The 19,961-nt window shown below is 71.0% G+C and carries 19 protein-coding genes; 6 read left to right on the top strand and 13 right to left on the bottom strand.

The window, feature by feature from the left end; translation table 11 throughout:
* Positions 1-9 precede the first annotated feature (9 nt).
* From nuoE to JOM49_RS09025, 8 genes are all read right to left on the bottom strand, one after another.
* On the bottom strand, positions 10-870 hold the full coding sequence (nuoE, locus tag JOM49_RS09060) for an NADH-quinone oxidoreductase subunit NuoE (protein ID WP_209663880.1): 861 nt from the start codon (positions 868-870) through the stop codon (positions 10-12).
* On the bottom strand, positions 867-2,276 hold the full coding sequence (locus tag JOM49_RS09055) for an NADH-quinone oxidoreductase subunit D (RefSeq protein ID WP_209663879.1): 1,410 nt from the start codon (positions 2,274-2,276) through the stop codon (positions 867-869). The genes nuoE and JOM49_RS09055 overlap by 4 nt, the downstream gene beginning before the upstream one ends.
* A complete protein-coding gene (locus tag JOM49_RS09050; RefSeq protein WP_209663878.1) occupies positions 2,273-3,028 on the bottom strand; it encodes an NADH-quinone oxidoreductase subunit C in 756 nt (251 codons plus the stop codon). The genes JOM49_RS09055 and JOM49_RS09050 overlap by 4 nt, the downstream gene beginning before the upstream one ends.
* Before the next feature lie 5 nt (positions 3,029-3,033).
* Positions 3,034-3,582, bottom strand: a complete 549-nt coding sequence (locus tag JOM49_RS09045; RefSeq protein ID WP_209663877.1) for a NuoB/complex I 20 kDa subunit family protein — start codon at positions 3,580-3,582, stop codon at positions 3,034-3,036.
* A gap of 9 nt (positions 3,583-3,591) precedes the next feature.
* A complete protein-coding gene (locus JOM49_RS09040) occupies positions 3,592-4,008 on the bottom strand; it encodes an NADH-quinone oxidoreductase subunit A (protein ID WP_245370118.1) in 417 nt (138 codons plus the stop codon).
* A 408-nt stretch (positions 4,009-4,416) separates the two neighbouring features.
* On the bottom strand, positions 4,417-5,700 hold the full coding sequence (locus JOM49_RS09035) for a geranylgeranyl reductase family protein (protein WP_209663876.1): 1,284 nt from the start codon (positions 5,698-5,700) through the stop codon (positions 4,417-4,419).
* Positions 5,697-6,401: a demethylmenaquinone methyltransferase gene (locus JOM49_RS09030; protein WP_209663875.1), complete on the bottom strand. Its 705-nt coding sequence runs from the start codon at positions 6,399-6,401 to the stop codon at positions 5,697-5,699. The genes JOM49_RS09035 and JOM49_RS09030 overlap by 4 nt, the downstream gene beginning before the upstream one ends.
* Before the next feature lie 118 nt (positions 6,402-6,519).
* Positions 6,520-7,638: a glycosyltransferase family 4 protein gene (locus JOM49_RS09025; protein ID WP_209663874.1), complete on the bottom strand. Its 1,119-nt coding sequence runs from the start codon at positions 7,636-7,638 to the stop codon at positions 6,520-6,522.
* A 134-nt stretch (positions 7,639-7,772) separates the two neighbouring features.
* Here JOM49_RS09025 and JOM49_RS09020 point away from each other — a divergent pair, with 134 nt between their 5' ends.
* On the top strand, positions 7,773-8,609 hold the full coding sequence (locus tag JOM49_RS09020; RefSeq protein ID WP_209663873.1) for an inositol monophosphatase family protein: 837 nt from the start codon (positions 7,773-7,775) through the stop codon (positions 8,607-8,609).
* A gap of 804 nt (positions 8,610-9,413) precedes the next feature.
* Here JOM49_RS09020 and JOM49_RS09015 read toward each other — a convergent pair.
* Together JOM49_RS09015 and JOM49_RS09010 are read right to left on the bottom strand one after the other, a co-directional pair.
* Complete coding sequence (locus JOM49_RS09015) at positions 9,414-9,923, bottom strand: DUF3592 domain-containing protein (protein ID WP_245369273.1); 510 nt, start codon at positions 9,921-9,923, stop codon at positions 9,414-9,416.
* A gap of 63 nt (positions 9,924-9,986) precedes the next feature.
* Positions 9,987-11,558: a M1 family metallopeptidase gene (locus tag JOM49_RS09010; RefSeq protein ID WP_209663872.1), complete on the bottom strand. Its 1,572-nt coding sequence runs from the start codon at positions 11,556-11,558 to the stop codon at positions 9,987-9,989.
* Positions 11,559-11,641: 83 nt separating this feature from the next.
* Between JOM49_RS09010 and JOM49_RS09005 the strand changes: the two genes are divergently transcribed.
* A complete protein-coding gene (locus JOM49_RS09005; protein ID WP_245369272.1) occupies positions 11,642-12,424 on the top strand; it encodes a LamB/YcsF family protein in 783 nt (260 codons plus the stop codon).
* A gap of 112 nt (positions 12,425-12,536) precedes the next feature.
* Here the strand turns inward: JOM49_RS09005 and menD are convergent, their stop codons facing one another.
* Positions 12,537-14,201: a 2-succinyl-5-enolpyruvyl-6-hydroxy-3-cyclohexene-1-carboxylic-acid synthase gene (menD, locus tag JOM49_RS09000; protein ID WP_209663871.1), complete on the bottom strand. Its 1,665-nt coding sequence runs from the start codon at positions 14,199-14,201 to the stop codon at positions 12,537-12,539.
* 36 nt (positions 14,202-14,237) lie between these two features.
* On the opposite strand from menD, the gene JOM49_RS08995 reads away from it, so the two are divergent.
* The 4 genes from JOM49_RS08995 (at position 14,238) to JOM49_RS08980 (ending at position 18,466) form a co-directional block, all read left to right on the top strand.
* Positions 14,238-15,182 (top strand): 1,4-dihydroxy-2-naphthoyl-CoA synthase, encoded by a 945-nt coding sequence (locus JOM49_RS08995; protein WP_245369271.1) that lies wholly within the window; start codon positions 14,238-14,240, stop codon positions 15,180-15,182.
* Positions 15,182-16,303: an o-succinylbenzoate--CoA ligase gene (gene menE / locus JOM49_RS08990; RefSeq protein WP_209663869.1), complete on the top strand. Its 1,122-nt coding sequence runs from the start codon at positions 15,182-15,184 to the stop codon at positions 16,301-16,303. The genes JOM49_RS08995 and menE overlap by 1 nt, the downstream gene beginning before the upstream one ends.
* A 55-nt stretch (positions 16,304-16,358) precedes the next feature.
* Entirely contained in the window at positions 16,359-17,465 is a 1,107-nt protein-coding gene (locus JOM49_RS08985) for a DUF8814 domain-containing protein (RefSeq protein ID WP_209663868.1), read from the top strand.
* 125 nt (positions 17,466-17,590) lie between these two features.
* The gene (locus JOM49_RS08980) at positions 17,591-18,466 is read left to right on the top strand and encodes a 1,4-dihydroxy-2-naphthoate polyprenyltransferase (protein WP_209663867.1); all 876 of its coding nucleotides are present in this window, start codon (positions 17,591-17,593) and stop codon (positions 18,464-18,466) included.
* A gap of 127 nt (positions 18,467-18,593) precedes the next feature.
* On the opposite strand, the gene cds1 is transcribed toward JOM49_RS08980, so the two are convergent.
* Together cds1 and JOM49_RS08970 are read right to left on the bottom strand one after the other, a co-directional pair.
* Positions 18,594-19,667: an L-cysteine desulfhydrase Cds1 gene (cds1, locus tag JOM49_RS08975; protein ID WP_209663866.1), complete on the bottom strand. Its 1,074-nt coding sequence runs from the start codon at positions 19,665-19,667 to the stop codon at positions 18,594-18,596.
* Entirely contained in the window at positions 19,664-19,951 is a 288-nt protein-coding gene (locus JOM49_RS08970; protein WP_209663865.1) for a DUF4229 domain-containing protein, read from the bottom strand. Before JOM49_RS08970 ends, cds1 begins: the two co-directional genes overlap by 4 nt.
* Positions 19,952-19,961 lie beyond the last annotated feature (10 nt).

The raw sequence follows: 19,961 nt of genomic DNA, 5'->3' as shown, positions 1-19,961 counted from the left end.
CGGCTTGCCTCACTTCTTCTCTTCGACGGCGGGCAGCGGCACGTCTTCCATCACCGGCGCGGTCCAGCCGCGCTCCTGCGCGACCTGGGCGCCCCGCAGCGTTTCCACGGCCTGCGACGGTCCGTCCACCTCGGCGCGGTAGGTCTGCTCGTCCTCCGGGAAGAACCCGGCGAGCTGCAGTTCCGCGCCCTTGAAGTCGCTCAGCGGGGCGCCGCGCGTCGGCGCGGGCTTCTTGCCTGCCCGCAGCGCGTCGACCAGTGCGACCGCCTTGTCGGTGGTCTGGTTGTCGAAGTACTCGTAGTTGACCTGGATGACCGGGCCGAGGTCGCAGGCGGCCAGGCATTCCGCGTGCTCGAGGGTGATCGAGCCGGGTTCGCCGGGCGTGCCCGCGGTTTCCTCGTGCCCCAGTGGTTCCTGCTCGGAACCGAGGTGCGTCTGCAGCTTGCGGTAGATGTCGTCCCCGCCGAGCGCCGCGCACAGCGTGTTTGTGCAGACGCTGACCAGGTGCTCACCGCACGGGCGGCGCTTGTACATGGTGTAGAAGGTCGCGACCGCGCTGACCTCGGCGTCGGAGAGGTCCAGCTGCCGCCCGCAGAAGGCGATGCCCTCCTGGGTGACGTAGCCCTGCACCGACTGCACCAGGTGCAGCATCGGCAGCAGCGCCGAGCGGCTCACCGGGTAGCGCGCGATGATCTGCTGCGCCTTCTCCACGATGTCCGGGCCGAACGGGTCCTCGAGCACCGCGGTGTCCAAAATGGACGCCGAATCCCCGGGAGCGATCCCCCGCACGTCCACGTCACCGCCCGCGGCGACGTGCGTCCGGTCGGCGTAGTCGGGGCCCGGCTCCGGGCGTTCCGTCGAAGAGGTCATCGGTCCACTCCCCCCATCACGGGGTCGATCGACGCGATCGCCGCGATCACGTCCGCCACCAGCCCGCCCTCGGCCATCGCGGGCATCGCCTGCAGGTTCACGAAACTTGGTTCCCTGATGTGCACGCGCATCGGGCGGGTACCACCGTCGGAGACCAGGTGCGCGCCCAGCTCGCCGCGCGGCGACTCGACCGCCGCGTACGCCTGGCCCGCCGGCACCTTGAAGCCTTCGGTGACCAGCTTGAAGTGGTGGATCAGCGATTCCATCGACTGGCCCATGATCTTGCGGACGTGCTCGAGCGAGTTGCCGAGCCCGTCGCTGCCCAGCGACAGCTGCGCGGGCCAGGCCACCTTCTTGTCGTCGACCATCACCGGGCCGGGGCCCTCGTCGGCGAGCTTCTTCAGCGCCTGCTTGATGATCTTCAGGCTTTCGTACATCTCCTGCACGCGGATCAGGTACCGGCCCCAGCAGTCCGCGTCGGTGGAGGTCGGCACGTCGAACTTGAACTCGTCGTAGCGCGAGTACGGCTCGGTCTTGCGCAGGTCCCACGGGAGTCCGGCCGACCGCAGCACCGGCCCGGTCACGCCGAGCGAGAGGCAGGCGTCCACCGGCAGGAAACCGACGTCCTTGAGCCGGTTGCGCCAGATCGGCTGACCGGTGAACAGCTTCTTGTAGAGCGGGAGCCGCTCCTCCATCGTCTTGACGAAGGCGGACACCGCTTCCTGGTAGTCCTCCGGCATGTCCTGCGCGAGCCCGCCGGGCCGGATGAACGCGTGGTTCATCCGCAGGCCGGTCAGGTGCTCGAGCAGGTGCAGCACCTCTTCGCGCTCGCGGAAACCGAGCGTCATCGCCGTGGTGGCACCGAGTTCCATGCCGCCGGTGGCGATGTAGACCAGGTGCGAGCCGATGCGGTTGATCTCCATCAGCAGCACGCGCAGCAGTTCCGCGCGCGGCGGCGCCTTGATGCCGAGCAGCTTCTCCACCGCGAGGCAGTAGGCGGTCTCGGTGAACAGCGGGGCCAGGTAGTCCATCCGCGTCACGAAGGTGACGCCCTGGGTCCAGTTCCGGTACTCGCAGTTCTTCTCGATCCCGGTGTGCAGGTAGCCGATGACCGAGCGGAGCTGGGTGACGGTTTCGCCCTCCATCTCCAGCACGAGCCGGAGCACGCCGTGCGTGGACGGGTGCTGCGGGCCCATGTTGATGACCATGCGGTCGTCGTGCTCGGCGTCGGAGAGCACGTCGTCCCAGTCACCGCCGGAAACGGTGTAGACCGGGCCTTCGGTGGTGCGGCGTTCCTGGGCGTACTGGTCCTGGCCCGGCGAGTTGTCCTGGGCGGCCGAATCCGCGCCGCTCGGGGAGGTGTCGGTACCGGACTCGACGTCCGAGATCTTTTCGGTGCTGCTCACGAGTAAGACCTCCGCTGGTCCGGCGGCGGGATCTCCGCGCCCTTGTACTCCACGGGAATCCCGCCGAGCGGGTAGTCCTTGCGCTGGGGGTGGCCGTCCCAGTCGTCCGGCATCAGGATCCGGGTCAGCGCCGGGTGGCCGTCGTAGACGATGCCGAACATGTCGTAGGCCTCCCGCTCCTGCCAGTCGGCGGTCGGGTAGACCTCGACGATGGACGGGATGTGCGCGTCGTCGACGTCCACCGCGACCTCCAGCCGGATGCGGCGGCGGAAGGTCATCGAGGTCAGGTGGTACACCGAGTGCAGCCGCTGCGGCACGTCCACGCCGTAGTCCACGCCGGAGACCGAACTGCACAGCTCGAACCGCAGTCCGCCGTCGTTGCGCAGGGTCCGGCAGATCTCCACCAGGTGCTCGCGCGCCACGTAGTAGGTGATCTCGCCGCGGTCGACGGTCACCTGCTGGATGGCTTCGGCGGGCACGCGGTGGTCGGCGAGCGCGGCGAGGAACTCGTCGGTGAACTCGTCGAACCAGCCGCCGTAGGGGCGTTCGGCCGGGGCCGGCGAGTACGCCGGGAGCCGCAGGCCGCCGTAACCGGAGGTGTCCCCGGTGCCGGAGACGCCGAACATGCCCTGGCGCTCACGACCGGCGACCAGCGGTTCGGCCGGGCGCGCGCCCTCCGGCCGCAGTTCCACCGAATCCGGGCGCTCGGCGCTCGATCGTTCTCCGCCGGTGACGGGCTTCTCTTCGGGCATCTGCGTCACTTCTTCGCGTACTTGATGGAGGACGGGATGAGCTCGGTGCGGGCGCCGCTGGCCGCGCGCAGTTCGGCGCGCCGGGCGTTCAGCGGTTCGTCCTGGATCTTGGCGTGCAGCTTGAGGATCGCGTCGAGCAGCATCTCCGGCCGCGGCGGGCAGCCGGGCAGGTACATGTCCACCGGCACGATGTGGTCGACGCCCTGGACGACGGCGTAGTTGTTGAACATGCCGCCGGAGGAGGCGCACACGCCCATCGCCAGCACCCAGCGCGGTTCGGCCATCTGGTCGTAGATCTGCCGCAGCACCGGCGCCATCTTCTGCGTCACGCGGCCGGCCACGATCATCAGATCGGCCTGGCGCGGCGTGGCGCTGAAGCGCTCCATGCCGAAGCGCGCGATGTCGTAGCGCGAACCGCCGACGGTCATCATCTCGATGGCGCAGCAGGCCAGGCCGAAGGTGGCGGGCCACAGCGAGTTCTTGCGGGCCCAGTTGACCAGGCCCTCCAGGCTGGCCAGCAGGATGCCGTTGGGGAGTTTCTCTTCGAGACCCATGCTTTGCCCCTAGTTCCAGTCGAGGCCGCCGCGCCGCCACACGTAGGCGTAGGCGAAACCGACCGTGGCGATGAACAGAACGATCTCCACCAGGCCGAACAGGCCCAGCGCGTCCGCGGAGACCGCGAACGGGTAGAGGAACACCATCTCGATGTCGAACAGGATGAACAGCATCGCCGTGACGTAGTAGGCGATCGGCATCCGGCCGCCGCCGACCACCGGCTGCGGCGAGGGTTCGATCCCGCACTCGTAGGCCGAAAGTTTCGCCTTGTTGTAGCGGCTCGGGCCGACGAGCGGGCCCAGCAGCACCGAAAGCACGGCGAACCCGATCGCCAGAACGAACAGGATGACCAGCGGGAGGTAGACGTCCAGGGTGGGGGCCGCGGCCCCCTGAGCCAGTTGTCCCGCGAAGTGTGGTGGTGGCAACGCCAGCACGGTTCGTCCATCCCTTCCGCGCCGCTGCGATCGAACTCGGTCTGAGTGCCTCGTGGCGCACCCTAAGCGACCCGGATCACACGTCCGAGAGTTAGGGCAGCCTTACTGCTCGTGAGTCAAGGTCCGCGATTCCGCCGGACGCTTGTGAAAAAGTTCACAAGCGAGCCGTCGAAATTGTGAAGCGCTTCACAAGGCACGGGGTCAGTGTAGGACGCGAGTCACACCGTTGTCGCCATCCCCCGTGGTATAAGGCTCACCTAACTTCCGCGGCGCTCACCGGACGCGCGTACTGCGGCGCGGGTCCGAGACCAGCGGGAAGAGGACGAAACGCGCCGGTCCGAGCCGGTGACACGGTTTGTCCGGTGTGAGGTAACACACGCCAACCGAAGAGGCGGATGGTTACCGGGGGCTGGGTGTCGCGCGCGAAGCGGCGGCGATGAGGCGGTCGACCACGTCGCCGCCCTTGGCGTCGTAGCAACCGGAAAGACCCTTGTACACCAACGGAAGCAGCTTGTTGATGCGCAGGCCGTACTTGGTCGCCGCGCGCATCACGGCCGGCTTGCCGATCAGCTTCGCGAAGACGTTGCCGAGCCGGTAGTAGCCGCCCATCATGTCCGCGACCGCCATCGGGTACCCCTGCAGCGCCCGCTCCCGCGACGACCCCGCCGGCCGGGCCAGCGCCTGGACCACCGACTCGGCGGCCAGCTGCGCCGACTCCATCGCCGCCGAGATGCCCTCGCCGTTGAACGGGCTGACCATGCCGCCCGCGTCCCCGAGCAGCAGCAGGCCGTCGCGGTAGTGCGGGGTGCGGTTGAAGCCCATCGGCAGCCCGGCCCCGCCGACCTTGCCGATCGCGTTCTCCTCGCGGTAGCCCCATTCCTCGGGCGTGCCGTCGAGCCACTGCCGCAGCAGCGCGCGGTAGTCGGTGCTGCGGAAGGCTTTCGAGGTGGACAGCATGCCGAGGCCGATGTTCACCGTGCCGTCGCCGAGCGGGAACGCCCAGCCGTAACCGGGCAGCAGCTTGGGCCGCGCCGGGTCGCTGCGGTCCCACAGCTCGAGGTGGCCCTCGATGAACGGGTCGTCGTGCCGCGGGCTCTTGTAGTACCGCCGCACGGCCACGCCCATCGGCCGCTTCTCGTTCTTCTGGATGCCGACGCTCAGCGCGAGCCGCGCGGACACGCCGTCGCAGGCCAGCACCAGCGGGGCGCGGTAGCTGACCGGGCGCTTCTCCTCGCCGGTCTTCGCTTCGACGCCGACCACTCGGCCGGTGGCGTCGGTGATCGCGCCGGTGACCGTGGTGCGCTCCAGCAGCCGCGCGCCCGCCTTGACCGCGGTCTTCGCCAGCAGGTCGTCGAAGTCCTGGCGGGTGCGGGAAACGCCGTAGGGCGGGTAGCTGGTCAGCTCCGGCCAGTCCAGCTCCAGCGTCAGGTCGCCGGTGAGGATGCGCAGGCCGCGGCTGTGCACCCAGCCCGCGTCCTGGCTGGTGTCGATGCCGAGGTCGATCAGCTGCTTCACGCCACGCGGGGTGAGGCCGTCACCGCAGACCTTCTCGCGCGGGAAGACGGTCTTCTCCAGCAGCAGCACGTCCACCCCGGCGCGGGCGAGATAGGTGGCGACGGTCGAGCCCGCCGGGCCCGCGCCCACCACGATCACCTCGGCGTCGCGCTGCTGAAGAGTCGTCATGTGGCCGAGTGTACGGGCGGCTTGGTGGCCCGATGGATTGCTACGACGCCGAATGTGAGGTTCATCCACTCCACGTCCTGCCAGCCCGCCGAGGCGATGATCTCGCCGAACTCGCGCTGCGCCGGCCAGGCGAGCATGGACTCGGCGAGGTAGCCGTAGGCGTCCGGATTGGACGAGGAGCGGCGGCCGACCCAGGTCATCGCCTTGAGGATGAACCGGCGGTAGACGAACCGGATGGGCGCGAAGGTCGGCGTGGACACCTCGCAGATCACCAGCCGCCCGCCGGGTCGCACCACGCGCGCGAGCTCGGCCAGCGCGGCCTTGGTGTCGACGAAGTTGCGGATGCCGAGCGAGACCGTGGCCGCGTCGAAGCTGCCGTCGGCGAAGGGCAGGTGCAGCGCGTCCGCGGCGACCATCGGCACCTTGCGGTGCAGGCCGGCGCGCAGCATGCCGAGCGAGAAGTCCGCGGCCAGGCACCAGGCACCGTTGGCGGCGTACTCGGTGGTGGACACGCCGGTGCCCGCGGCCAGGTCGAGCACCTTCTCGCCGCGCTTGGCGTCGAGCACGCGCGAGGTGGTGACCCGCCAGCGGCGGTCGAACCCGAAGGTCATGAACGAGTTCGCGCGGTCGTACCCGTCGGCGACGCCGTCGAACATGGCGGCGACCTCACGCGGGTCCTTGTCGAGGCTGGCTCGGGACATGCCGTCACAGTACGTCGCTCCCCGCCGAGCGCGCGCAACCTGCCCCGCACAGCGCCCGGCCAGGTGAACTCCGCGGTGCCCGGGCCCGGGCCCTGCGTCCACAGTGGACGATGCGTGGTCAGGCCGCCTGCGCCGCCCGGCCCGCCACCGCTTCGTAGTGGCCCATCAGTTCCCCGCACACGGCGGGCCAGGTCCGGCCGAGCACGACCCTGCGTGCCTTCTGACCCAGCCGCTCGCGCAACGCCGGGTCCCGCAGTTCGTCGACGCGGGCGAGCAGTTGCTCGGCGAACCTGGTGCGGTCGGCGGGCAGCAGGAAGCCGGTCCGCCCGTGCAGCACGAGGTCACGCGGGCCGCCCGCGTCCGGGGCGAGCACCGGCAGCCCGGAGGCCATCGCCTCCTGCACCGCCTGGCAGAAGGTCTCGTGTGGACCGGTGTGCACGAAGACGTCGAGGCTGGCGTACGCGGCGGACAGCTCGTCGCCGTACTTCGCGCCGAGGAAGGCGGCACCGGGGATGCGGTCGCGCAGCCCGGCCAGCTCCGGACCGTCGCCGACGACCACCACCCGGACCCCGGGCACGCCCGCCAGCGTCACCAGCCGGTCGACCTCCTTCTCGGGGGCCAGCCGCCCGACGAAACCGACCAGCAGCTCGCCGTTCGGCGCGAGTTCGGCCCTTAGCGCGGGATCGGCGTGTGACGGCGAGAAGCGCTCGATGTCCACGCCGCGGCCCCAGCGGTGGACGCGCGGCACGCCGTGCGCCAGCAGTTCGCGCACCGAATCGCTGGACGGCGCGAGGGTGCGGTCCGCCCGCGAGTGCACGCGGCGGACCCAGCGCCAGGCCGCCCGCGCCCCGAGGCCGAGGCCGTACGCGGCGGCGAACCCGGCGATGTCGGTCTGGTAGACCGCGATCGACGGCACGCGCAGGCGCCGGGCCGCGGCCAGCCCGCGGGCGCCGACCACGAACGGTGACGCCAGGTGCACCACGTCCGGGCCGAAATCGGCCATCGCGGTGAGCACGGTCCGGGTCGGGACCCCGATCGGCAGGGAGTTGACCACCGGCAGGCCGAGTGCGGGGATCCGCACCACGGGCGCCCCGCGGTATTCGGCCGGACCGGGGCCTGGCGCGATCACGAGCACTTCGTGCGCCCGGTCGCGCAGGTGCTCGACCACCCGGAGCACGGAGTTCGTGACGCCGTTGACCTGCGGCAGGAAGCTTTCGGTGACGATGGCGATACGCACGATCCGGACTGTGGCACGCGCGGGTGACGCACCGGCCAACAGCGTTCGAACTCCTCCGCCCTGCGCGAAGTCGCCATGGCCCGGCCACCTCACCGTCGGGTTCCGGTCACCGAGCGCGGCCATGCTAGAGCGGCGTGACCCTCTTGTCCTCCCGCCCGGCCCGGCCCGTCGAGCCCGCCCTGCTGTCCAAGGCCCTCGAAGTCGCCGGGCGGCTGGCCAACGACGCCACCGACGTGATCACCGCGACCGCCGGACGGGGGGCCCGGCCGGACACCCCGGACACGCCGTTCGACTGGGTCACCGACACCGAACTCATCCTGGAGCGGCACACGCGCCGGGTGCTGACCGCCGAGTTCCCCGGGGTGCCGGTGGTCGGCGAGGAGTTCGGCGCGGACCTGGGTGCCGACGAGGCCGAGTACCGCTGGGTGGTGGACCCGGTCGACGGCACCGCGAACTACGTGGCAGGCATGCCGTGGTGCGCGTTCAGCCTGGCGCTGGTGGACTCGTCGGGCCCGGTGGTCGGCGTGGTCGCCGACCCGTACCGAGGCCAGATCTACGCGGCGGCGCGTGGCCGGGGCGCCCGCGCGAACGGCACCCCGGTCCGGTTGTCGGGCGAACCGGTGCGGTTGCCGGGCGCGATCATCTGCACGGAACTGGGCCGGGGCGGGGCGTGGCCGGGGATGGCGGGGTTCATCGAGCGGGCGTCCGCCGCCCACGCCGGTGTCCGCGTCCTCGGCTCGGCGGCGCTGTCCGTGGCGCAGGTCGCCCTGGGCCACGCGGGCGCGGCCGTCCTGCACAGCTACCACGAATGGGACGTCGCCGGCGCGGTCGCACTGGCCATCGAATCGGGCGCCGTCGTCCTGGACCGCCACGGCGCCGGCACCGCCCTCCCCGCCGACGGCCTCCTGGTCGCCGCCCCCTCCCTGGCCGAAACCGTCCTAACCTGGTGGCAACCCACCCCCCACCCCTAACCCCACACTCACGCACCCGAACCCCACGTTCAGGCACCCGAGTCCCACACTCAGGCATCCGAACCTCACGTTCAGGAACGCGAACTCCGCACTCGCGCCGCCGGATCCCACACTTACGCAGCCGAACCACCACGTTCGCGCCGCCCGAGTCCCGCGTTCGCGCCGCCGAGTCCCCACGTTCCAAACAGCCGAGTTGCACGTTCAAGCAGCCGAACTCAACACTCAGGCAGCCGAACTCCACGTTGGGGCAGCCGAGCCGCACACTCGGGCGCCTGAATCCCACGTTCAGGAAGCCGAGTCTCACACTCAGGCGCCCGAACCTCACATTCAGGAAGCCGAGTCCCACACTCAGGCGCCCGAACCTCACATTCAGGAAGCCGAGTCCCGCGCTCGGGCACTCGAGCGCCGCATTCAGGCTGCCGAGTTCCGCACCCAGGCGCCGAGTTCCGCGTTCGATTGGCGGCTCCCGCGTTCGAGCGGGTGGAAAGTGCGTTCCGGTGGGCAGGCGGCAGCTCCGGCTCGGCCTCTTGAGCGTGGAACTCAGCTGCCCGGGTGTGGAAGTCAGCTGTTTGAACGTGTGGTTCGGGCGCCTGAACGTGTAACTCGGCTACCTGAGCGTTGAGTTCGGCTGCCTGAACGTGAGGTTCGGCTGCTGGAGCGTGGGCCTCGCCTGCCTGAACGTGGAGGTCGGGTACGCGAGCGTGTGGCTCAGCTACCCGAGTGTGGAACTCAGCTTCCTGAACGTGGGGTTCGGGCGTTTGAACGTGGGGTTCGGGTGCCTGAGTGTGGGGTTCGCGGGTGGGGTTATTTGTCCTGGTGGGCGGGGGGTTCGGCGGGGTCTGCGGCGGTGGGGCGCGGGTCGGAGGTGGCGCGGGAAGACGCCGCCGGGGTGGGGCGGGGTAGGAGACGGCGGGCGAAGAACCAGGCGGGGCCGGCGACCAGCCAGGTGAACAGGATGGTGGTGCCCAGCGGCAGCAGGGTCAGCGAAGCCGTGCGTCCGGCGACCCGCGCCAGTTCCGGGTCTTCGCTGTTGTATTCGACCCGCACCAGCTGTCCGGCTTCCAGCCCCGCCGGGTAGAGGACGCCGAGCGACGGGGTGTGCGCCACCCCGTCCGGCGTCACGAAGCGGATCAGCGTGCGGTCGAAGGAGACCGACAGCACCTCGGCGTCGGCCGTGCCGCGGTGGTCGGCGATCGCGCTGTCGTTGCGCACCGCGGCGAAGAACAGGGTCACGCACAGCAGGGTGAGCACGGCGGCCACGCCGACCAGCACGCGGACGCCGATCCGCAGCAGTTTCTCACTCCTGGGCGACATACGGCACACCCTAGCCGCGGGTGCGGGAGGCCGGGGCGACCTCCCGCACCCGCGCGAAGAGAACTAGAAGTCCCGGCCCGCTTCCGTGCCGTGCACGTGGGCGTGCCCGTGCGCGGCCAGGTCGGCGTGGGTCTGCTGGATCTTCGCCCACGACTTCGGTTCGGCGGGCTTCCCGTCCGCGGCCCGTGCGACGGTGGCCGCCGAGGCCGCCGACGACTGCCCGGTCGGGCTGAAGTCCGGCCGGCCGGGGGTGAACAGCCACGTCTGGAACAGGTCGTACAGCGGCTTGCCCGAGACCTTCTCCGCCAGCGCGATGAACTCCGGGATGGTCGCGTGCTTGCCCTTCTTCTGCGCCTGCCACGTCTGCAGCAGCTTGAAGAAGCTCTCCTCGCCGATCGCCTTGCGCAAGGCGTGCACGGCCAGCGCGCCGCGGTCGTAAACAGCCGCGTCGAACTGCTTGTCCGCCCCCGGGTCACCGGGCTTGACCTGCCAGAACGCGCTGTCCGCCGGGTAGGAGTTGTAGAGGTACTCGGCCAGCTCGTCGGCCGTGCCCTCGCCGATGCTCTCCGACCACAGGAATTCCGCGTAGCTCGCGAAACCCTCGTTCAGCCAGATGTCGCTCCACTTGCCCAGCGACACCGAGTCACCGAACCACTGGTGCGCCACCTCGTGCGCGACCACCGAGGTGTTCGAGCCGTTGCGCCAGAAGCTGTTGCCGTAGACCGAGCGCGTCTGGTTCTCCAGCGCGAAACCGATCGCGTTGGACGCCACCCCGCCCTGCGCCTCGAACGGGTAGGGCCCGAACTGGGTGGCGAGGAACTCGGTGACCTCGGGCGTGCGCTCGATGCTGGCCTTGGCGGCGGGCAGCGCGGCGCCCAGCGCCGGGTCGTAGGCGGAGAGGAACGGCTGCCCGCTCGGGGTGGTCGACTGGAGCACTTCGAAGTTGCCGACGGCGAGGAAGGCCAGGTAAGTGGCCTGCGGCTGGGTGCTGCGCCAGTTCCACCGCGTCCAGCCGGTGCGCTGCTTGGTCTTGCGCACCAGGGTGCCGTTGGAGATGGCGGAGACGGCGTCGGGGACCTCGACGGAGACGTCGAAGGTGGCCTTGTCGGTGGGGTGGTCGTTGGCCGGGTACCACCACTCCGAGCTGAACGGCTCGTCCACCACTTCGGCGCCGGTCGGCGTCTTGCGCCAGGCGGTGGCGCCGTCGACGACCACCTGCGACGGGGTGTCGGTGTAGCTGACCACGATCGTCACGAACTGGTTCTTCGCCAGCGGCTTGGCCGGCTGCACCACCAGCTCGCTGGCGTCCTTCGCGTCCTTGCCGAACTTGGCCGGCGCGTTGTTCACCCGCACCGAGCTGACCTTGAGACCGAAGTCCAGGTTCAGCGTGGAGAGCTCCTGCGTGGTGGTGGCCAGGATGGTCGTCTGCCCGGACAGCTGGTCGGTCGCCGGCTGGTAGGTGAGGCGGATGTCGTAGTGCTGGACGTCGTAACCGCCGTTGCCCGCACCCGGGTAGTAGGGGTCTCCCGCACCCGGCGCGCCAGGCGCTGGTGCGGCACTGGCCGACGTGGCCAGCAGGATCGAGGCGAGGCCAGTGGCCACCGCACCGGCTCCCGCGCGAGTTCTCAGCCGCATATATACCCTCCTGGTGTCCGTGGTGGAGCTCCGGGCGAACCTATCGCCGCACCGGGGCACGAGGAACAACCAAAAGGAGGGTCTTGCCTGCTGAGAACGGTCGAGCCGGGCAGTCGACGGTGGATCTGAACAGCGATCTCGGGGAAGGCTTCGGGATCTGGGTGCTGGGGGACGACGACGCCCTGCTCGACATCGTCACCAGCGCGAACGTGGCCTGCGGCTTCCACGCCGGGGACCCGAGCATCATGCGCGCGACCTGCGAACGCGCCGCCGAGCGGGGCGTGGTGATCGGCGCGCAGGTGTCCTACCGCGATCTGGCCGGGTTCGGCAGGCAGCGGATGGACGTGCCGCCGGACCGGCTCGCCGACGAGATCACCTACCAGATCGGCGCGTTGGACGCCTTCGCGCGCGCCGCCGGGACGCGGGTCGCCTACGTGAAGCCGCACGGTGCGCTCTACAACACCGTGGTGACCGACGAGGTGCAGGCCGCGGGGGTCGCCGAGGGGGTGCGGCGGTACGGGGAGCTGCCGGTGCTGGGGCTGCCGGGGTCGGCGCTGCTTTCGGCCGCGGAAGCTCGCGGGCTGCCCACGGTGACCGAGGCCTTCGCCGATCGCGCCTACACGCCCGAGGGGCACCTGGTGTCGCGGCGGGAATCGGGCGCGGTGCTGCACGACGTCGAGACGATCGCCGCGCGGTGCGTCGACCTGGCCACGCACGGCCGGATCACCGCGATCGACGGCTCCGAAGTGACGGTCGGCGCACGCTCGATCTGCGTCCACGGCGATACGCCCGGTGCCGTCGAGATCGCCAGGGCCGTACGAGCCGCCCTGGAAGCCGCCGACATCACCCCGGCCCCCTTCGCCTGACCCCAGCCAATGCTATGAGTGGGGCATTACTTGCATTCCGAAACAGCGCGCAGCTCCGTTGAGGGTGGCGGCGGGCGACGGGAGGGCGCAAGTAATGCCCCACTCATAGCGTTCAGATGGAGGCGGAGACGGCGGACCGTAGGCGCGCGTGCAGGTCCCGGTGCCGCGCCCGGTCCACCCGTACCTCGATCACCCGCAGCCCCGGCGCCGGGCGCAGAGCCGCGCGGAACTCCGTGAGCGTCTCCGCGACCACGTGCGGCACCCGGTACCCCGCGCACAACGCGCCCAGGTCAGCCCCGTGCGGCGTGCCGAAGACCCGTTCGAATCCGGCGCTGTGCTCCGGCGCGCCCTGCTCCAGCAGCGTGAAGATGCCGCCGCCGTCGTCGTTGAGCACCACGATGGTCAGGTCCGGCCGATACTCCGCGGGCCCGGTCAGCAGGCCGTTGATGTCGTGCAGGAAGGTCAGGTCGCCGAGCAGCGCGTAGGACGGTCCCTTGTGGACACTCGCGGCGCCGATCGCGGTGGACACCGCGCCGTCGATCCCGGCCACGCCGCGGTTGCGGTGCACCAGCACGTCCGGCCGCATGCCCCCGGCCAGCGCGATGTCCCGCGTCGGGTTCGACGGGCCGACCACCAGCATCGCGTCCTCGGGCAGCGCCTCCACCAGCTCGGCGGCCAGGCGCAGCCCGGTCGGCCACGGCTCCTCGGCCAGTGCCTCGCGGACCGCCGCCTTCGCCGCGGCGTCCGCGCGCTGCCAGCTCGCCAGCCACTCCGGGTCGGCGGGCTTGGTCGGCTCGGCGAACCACTGGCCCACCTGCCGGACGTTGTGCGCGGGCGCCGGCCAGTCCGAGTCCGGCCGGACCAGCAGGACCTCCACGTCGGCGTCCGAGAGCAGCGCCTGCACCTGCCGGAACACCGTCGGCCTGCCGAGGCAGAGCACCTGCTCCGGCTTGTGCTTGTCGATGAACTCGGGCACCCCGAGCAGCCAGGCGCCCGCGCCGATGGCGGTCGACCCGGTCAGCCCGATGCCGCCGGTCTCCGAGACCACCGGCCAGCCGTGCTGCTCGGCCCATTCGCTCGCCGCGCCCACCCCGGTGTCGCAGGCGATCACCAGGCCGTGCCGCGCCGAGGGCACCACGAACGCGGGCAGCGCGCCGAAGTCGGGCAGTTCGGTCCACCGGGCACCGCCGGGGCGGCCCTCCAGCGATTCGTACCACTCGCCGTCCTCGCCGTCGGGGACCAGCGGCTCGCGGAACGGGATGTTCAGGTGCACCGGCCCGCTGCGCCATTCGCCGTAGGCCGCGTTCCAGGCCCGGCAGACCTGGCTGCGCCAGTACGAGTTCTGCCCGGCCCGGCGCTCGGCGACCGCCAGCTCGTCGCCGTAGCGGACCGCGTCGCCGTAGAGGCGGCGCTGGTCGATGACCTGGTTGGCCCCGGCCGCGCGCAGCTCGGGCGGGCGATCGGCGGTGAGCACGATCAGCGGCACCCCGGCGCGGTCGGCTTCGAGCACGGCGGGGTGGAAGTTCGAGGCCGCGGTCCCGGAGGTGCACAGCACGGCGACCGGACGGCCGGTGCGCGCGGCGATGCCCAGCGCCAGGAAGGCGGCGCTGCGCTCGTCGATCCGGACGTGCAGCCGCAGCTTGCCAGCCGACGCGGCGTCGTAGAGCGCCAGCGACAGCGGTGCGTTGCGGGAACCGGGGCAGAGCACCACGTGCGAGACGGTGTTGCGGATCAGTTCGTCCACGATCACCCTGGCCTGCGCGGTCGACGGGTTCACCGGGCGTCCCCCGGCAGGTCCTCCGCGCACATGGCCATGGGTCCTATTCTCCCAGGTGTGAGTGACACCCAGATTTCCGAGCTGTTCGACCCCGCCTCGTGGTCCGAGGTCGAAGGGTTCGACTTCACCGACATCACCTACCACCGTTCCACGGAGAGCCGCTCAGGCAAACGCGTCGTCCGGGTGGCATTCGACCGGCCAGGCGTCCGCAACGCCTTCCGGCCGCACACCGTCGACGAGCTCTACCGGGCGCTGGATCACGCGAAGATGAGCTCGGACGTCGGCTGTGTGCTGCTCACCGGCAACGGCCCGTCGCCACGGGACGGCGGCTGGGCGTTCTGCTCCGGTGGTGACCAGCGTATTCGTGGTCGGTCCGGGTATCAGTACGCGGAGGGGGAGACCTCCGACACGGTGGACCCCGCGCGGGCGGGCAGGCTGCACATCCTCGAGGTCCAGCGGCTGATCCGGTTCATGCCGAAAGTGGTGGTGGCGGTGGTGCCGGGCTGGGCGGCGGGCGGCGGGCACTCGCTGCACGTGGTGTGCGATCTCACGCTCGCTTCGGCCGAGCACGCGCGGTTCAAGCAGACCGACTCCGATGTCGGCTCCTTCGACGGCGGCTATGGCTCGGCCTACCTCGCGCGGCAGGTCGGGCAGAAGTTCGCCCGCGAGATCTTCTTCCTCGGCCGCTCCTACACCGCCGAGGAAATGCGGGCGATGGGCGCGGTGAACGCCGTGGTCCCGCACGCCGAGCTGGAGGCCGAGGCGCTGCGCTGGGCGTGGGAGATCAACGGCAAGTCGCCGACCGCGCAGCGCATGCTCAAGTACGCGTTCAACCTGATCGACGACGGCCTGGTCGGACAGCAGCTGTTCGCCGGTGAGACCACCCGGTTGGCCTACATGCAGGACGAGGCGGTCGAGGGCCGCGACGCCTTCCTGGAGAAGCGGGAGCCGGACTGGTCGGGCTACCCGTACTACTACTGATGCGCGTAGTCACCTCGGTCACGGAGCTGACCGGCGCGCTGGCCGCGGCGCTGGACGGCGGTCCGGCGGTGCTGCCGCTGGCCGCCGGGAACACCACGCTGCGTGACGCGATGCGGCCGGACCTGCTGGTCGAGGACGGCACCGCGGTGATCATCGCGACCTCCGGTTCGACCGGCGCGCCGAAGGGCGTGCTGCTCTCGGCGGACGCCCTGCGCGCGTCCGCCGAGGCGACGCACGAGCGGCTCGGCGGCCCGGGCCGCTGGCTGCTCGCGACGCCACCGCAGTTCATCGGCGGCCTCCAGGTGCTGGTGCGCTCGATGCTCGCCGGGACCACGCCCGTGGTGCTCGACACCAGCGCGGGATTCCGCGCCGAGGACTTCGCCGCCGGGGTGCGCGAGTTGGTGCGGCAGTCGGGGCCGCACTACAGCGCGCTGGTGCCCACGCAGTTGTCGCGGCTGGTGGCCGCGGGCCCGGAGGTGACGCGCGAGGTCGCCCGGCTGGACGCGATCGTGCTGGGCGGAGCCGCGCTGGACCCGCGTCTCGCGGAACGCGCGGCCGACGCCGGGATCACCGCGGTGCCCGCGTACGGGATGAGCGAAACCGCCAGCGGCTGCGTCTACGCGGGCGCCCCACTGTCCGGAGTGGACATCCGGCTGGGCGCGGACGGCCGGGTGGAGATCGCCGGTCCGGTGCTGGCACACGGTTATCGGCTCAACCCCGAGCTGACCGCGGAGTCCTTCGTGGACGGCTGGTTCCGCACCAGCGACCTCGGGCGGCTCGACGGCGGCAGGCTGGAGGTGCTCGGCCGGGCCGACGACGTGATCAACACCGGCGGGGTGAAGGTGCCCGCGGCCGCGGTGGAACGGGCGCTGCTGACCCATCCGGCGGTGCGCGCGGCGTGCGTCGTCGGCGTGCCGGACCCGGAATGGGGCGAGGCCGTGGTGGCCGCCGTGGTGCTCGCCGAAGCCACACTTCCGGAGGACGACCTCCGCGCACTCGTGCGAGCCGACTCGGGCGCGGCCGCGGTGCCGAAAAGGTTCCTCACGCTGGACGAACTCCCCTTGCGCGGCCCGGGGAAGGTGGACCGTAGCGGCGTTCGCGCGCATTTCAAACACGGTTGACCCGGTCGGGTCCCCGCGTTGACAGATCACGGGGTGTCCCTTTTGCTGACTTTCCGTGATCAACAGAACCCGTGCTCTGGTGTTGTGCGTGCTGCTGGCCCTGAGTGGTCCGACCACTCCCGCCTTCGCCGACGAGCCGGTGAGCTGGACGATCGATCCACCACGCAACCGGCTCGAACCGTTGCCCGGGACGATGTTGCCGCTGAGCGTGGAGGAGCTGCCGGTCAAGGAGCTCGAGTCCGAAGTGGACACTGTGCGGGTCGAGCACGGGTCGACGGGCGTGCTGGTGGACGTGCGCGGCCTGCGCCCGGACGGCCGGTGGACCGAATGGATCGAGGCGGCACCGGGGATCCCCGCCGCATTGCCGAGCGCGACGCGGTCGGTGCAGGCGCGGCTGGTGCTGCCCGGGCCGGTCGGCGTCGAAGTCGGCGCGCTGAAGGTGACCGCCTGGCACGCCGCGGTGGTGCTCACCGACCCCACGCTCGCGGTCACCTACCGGGTTTTCGCCACGCGTGAGGGCCTGGTCGGCGGGACCACCGCGAACGGGCACAAGATCGTGCAGCGCGACCACTTCGTGGCCCTGCCGTCGCGGCGCGGGCTCGCGGGGAAGAACCAGGGCAACTACTCGGTGAAGGTGTGCACCGCGGACCACGGGCGGTGTGAATGGGCGCCGGTGTGGGACGTCGGGCCGTGGAACACCAAAGACGACTACTGGAGCCTGGATCGCGCGAGCTGGGGTGACCTGCCGCGTGGGCTGCCACAGGCGCAGGCGGCGTACCAGCGCGGGTACAACGGCGGCAAGGACGAATTCGGCCGCGAGGTGGCGAACCCGGCGGGCATCGACCTGGCCGACGGCACCTTCTGGGACGGGCTGAAGCTGAAGGACAACGCCTGGGTCGACGTCACCTACCAGTGGACCGGCGGCGGCCCGTGGGGCACGGTGACCTCGTACGACTCGCTGAACGTGCGGATCGGGCCGCACAGCTCGCAGCCGCAGGTGGGGCTGGCCGCGCGGCACGCGCAGATCCGCCTCGAATGCGCTGCGCCGGGCGAATCCGTGCCGGGCACGGAAGGCACCGAGGCCCGGTGGTACCGCCTTGCGCCGGGAATGTACGTCTCGGGTGCCTACGTCAAAGTCGCCCAAGCACCCCCGACCTGCTGAGGCGCCGCCGAATGCTATGAGTGGGGCATTACTTGCGTTGAATGCAAGTAATGCCCCACTCATAGCATTCAGTCCACGGCCCCCTGCTGCACCTGCCGGTCGTGCGGGTGGCCAGAATGCTCGGTATGGCGACGTTGACCGAATGGATCGAGGGGGCGCGGCCGCGGACGCTGCCGAACGCGGTGGCACCGGTGGTCGCCGGGATCGGGGCGGCGACGGCGCTCGGGGCGTTCTCCTGGTGGCGGTCGCTGCTGGCGCTGGGCGTGGCGCTGGCCCTGATCATCGGCGTCAACTACGCCAACGACTACTCCGACGGCATCCGCGGTACCGACGCCGACCGCGTCGGCCCGCTGCGGCTGGTCGGCTCGGGCACCGCCAAGCCGAAGGCGGTGCTGGCCGCGGCCCTCACCTCGCTCGGCGTGGCGGGCGTGCTCGGGCTGGTGCTGGTCGCCGCGAGCGGGTACTGGTGGCTGCTCGCGATGGGCGCGTTGTGCCTGCTCGGCGCCTGGTTCTACACCGGCGGGCGGCGGCCGTACGGCTACGCGGGCCTGGGCGAGATCGCCGTCTTCGTCTTCTTCGGCCTCGCCGCCGTGCTCGGCACCGTCTACATCCAGGCCGGGCGCCTCAGCTGGGAAGCGCTCGCCTGCGCGGTCGCCGTCGGCAGCTTCTCCACCGCCGTGCTCACCGCGAACAACCTGCGCGACATCCCCACCGACGTCACCGCGGGCAAGCGCACGCTGGCCGTCCGCCTCGGCGACGACGGCACGCGACGGTTCTACCTGGTACTGGTGGCCGTGCCGTTCGTGCTCAGCTTCGCCCTCGGCCTGCTCACCGACCCGCGCCTGGTGATCGGGGTGCTCGCCGGCGCCCTGCTGATCCGCCCGGTGCGCGCGATCCGCTCCGGCGCCACCGGCCCCGGCCTGATCCCCGCGCTCAAGGACACCGGCCTGGCCATGCTGGCCTGGGCCGTGCTCACCTGCGTCGCGCTCGTCCTGCTCTAGAGGGTCGGCGCGAGGTCGCGCCGATCACTGGAGTGAGGTGCGTCGGGCCGGCCACGGCACGGCGTGCCTTGCTCCAGTGATCGGCTCAAAGGCGACCTCGCCGCCGCGCCGGAGGCGCGGCCGAAGATCAGGTCAGGAATTTGCCGCTGACCAGGAATTCCTCCATCGCGGCTCGGTGCGGTGCCAGGTCCATGCCCTGCGCGGCCACCCACTCGTCGCTGTAGTAGGTGTGCGCGTAGCGGTCACCGCCGTCGCACAGCAGCGTCACCACGCTGCCCGCCTGGCCTTCCGAGACCATGCGCGAGATCAACTTGAACGCGCCGTACAGGCTGGTCCCGGTCGACCCGCCGGCCCAGTAGCCGGTGTGCTCGCGCAGCAGGCGGATCGCCGCGATCGAGGCCGCGTCCGGGACCTGGAACATCTCGTCAATCACACTCGGCACGAACGACGGCTCGCAGCGCGGGCGGCCGATGCCCTCGATCCGCGACGGCATGCCGGTGCCGTAGTCGAGCGCGCCGGTCTCCCAGGCGCCGTAGAACGACGAGTTCTCCGGGTCGACCACGGCGACCTTCGTGGTGTGCCGCCGATAGCGCACGTACCGGCCGAAGGTCGCGCTGGTGCCGCCCGTGCCCGCGCCGACCACGATCCACGCGGGCACCGGGTGCCGCTCGGCGCGCAGCTGCGCGAACACCGACTCGGCGATGTTGTTGTTGCCCCGCCAGTCGGTCGCGCGCTCGGCGTAGGTGAACTGGTCCAGGTAGTGCCCGTTGCACTCCGACGCCAGGCGCTCGGCCTCGGTGTACATCTCGGCCGGGATGTCCACGAAGTGGCAGCGGCCGCCGTAGAACTCGATCAGCGCGATCTTCTCCGGGCTGGTCTTGCGCGGCACCACCGTGACGAACTCCAGGCCGAGCATCCTGGCGAAGTACGCCTCGGACACCGCGGTCGAGCCGCTGGACGCCTCGATCAACACGGTGTCCGGGCCGATGTGCCCGTTGACCAGGCCGTAGAGCAGCAGCGAGCGGGCGAGGCGGTGCTTGAGCGAGCCGGTCGGGTGCACCGACTCGTCCTTGAGGTAGAGGTCGACGCCCCATTCCGGCGGGAGGGGGAAGACCTTGAGGTGGGTGTCCGCGCTGCGGTTGGCGTCGGCCTCGATGAGGCGCACGGCCTCACGGGTCCACGCGCGGTTCTGCGGGCTCATTCGGCTTCCGCGGCGTCGCCGCGCAGCTGAGCGCGCAGTTTGGCGCGCTCGCGGGCGCGGCCTTCGTTGCGCTTGGCCAGCTGGGCCGTAACGCGGGTGTTGAGCCCGCGGAAGGCGAGCAGGCCCAGCGGCAGGCCGACCACGAGGCCGACCGCGAGCGCGACCAGCAGCGGCACGTTCACCAGCAGCAGGAGCACGGCGACCACGGCGACCAGGCCGAACCGCGCGAGCAGGTACAACGTCAGATCGCGACCCAGGTGGCCCGGAACAGCAGCTTCAGTCACATCAATGCAG

The organism is Amycolatopsis magusensis (genome assembly GCF_017875555.1).
Classification (GTDB): Bacteria; Actinomycetota; Actinomycetes; order Mycobacteriales; family Pseudonocardiaceae; genus Amycolatopsis; species Amycolatopsis magusensis.
The sequence above is the reverse complement of the archived record's forward strand: the minus strand, read 5'-3'. Positions and strand labels throughout refer to the sequence as shown.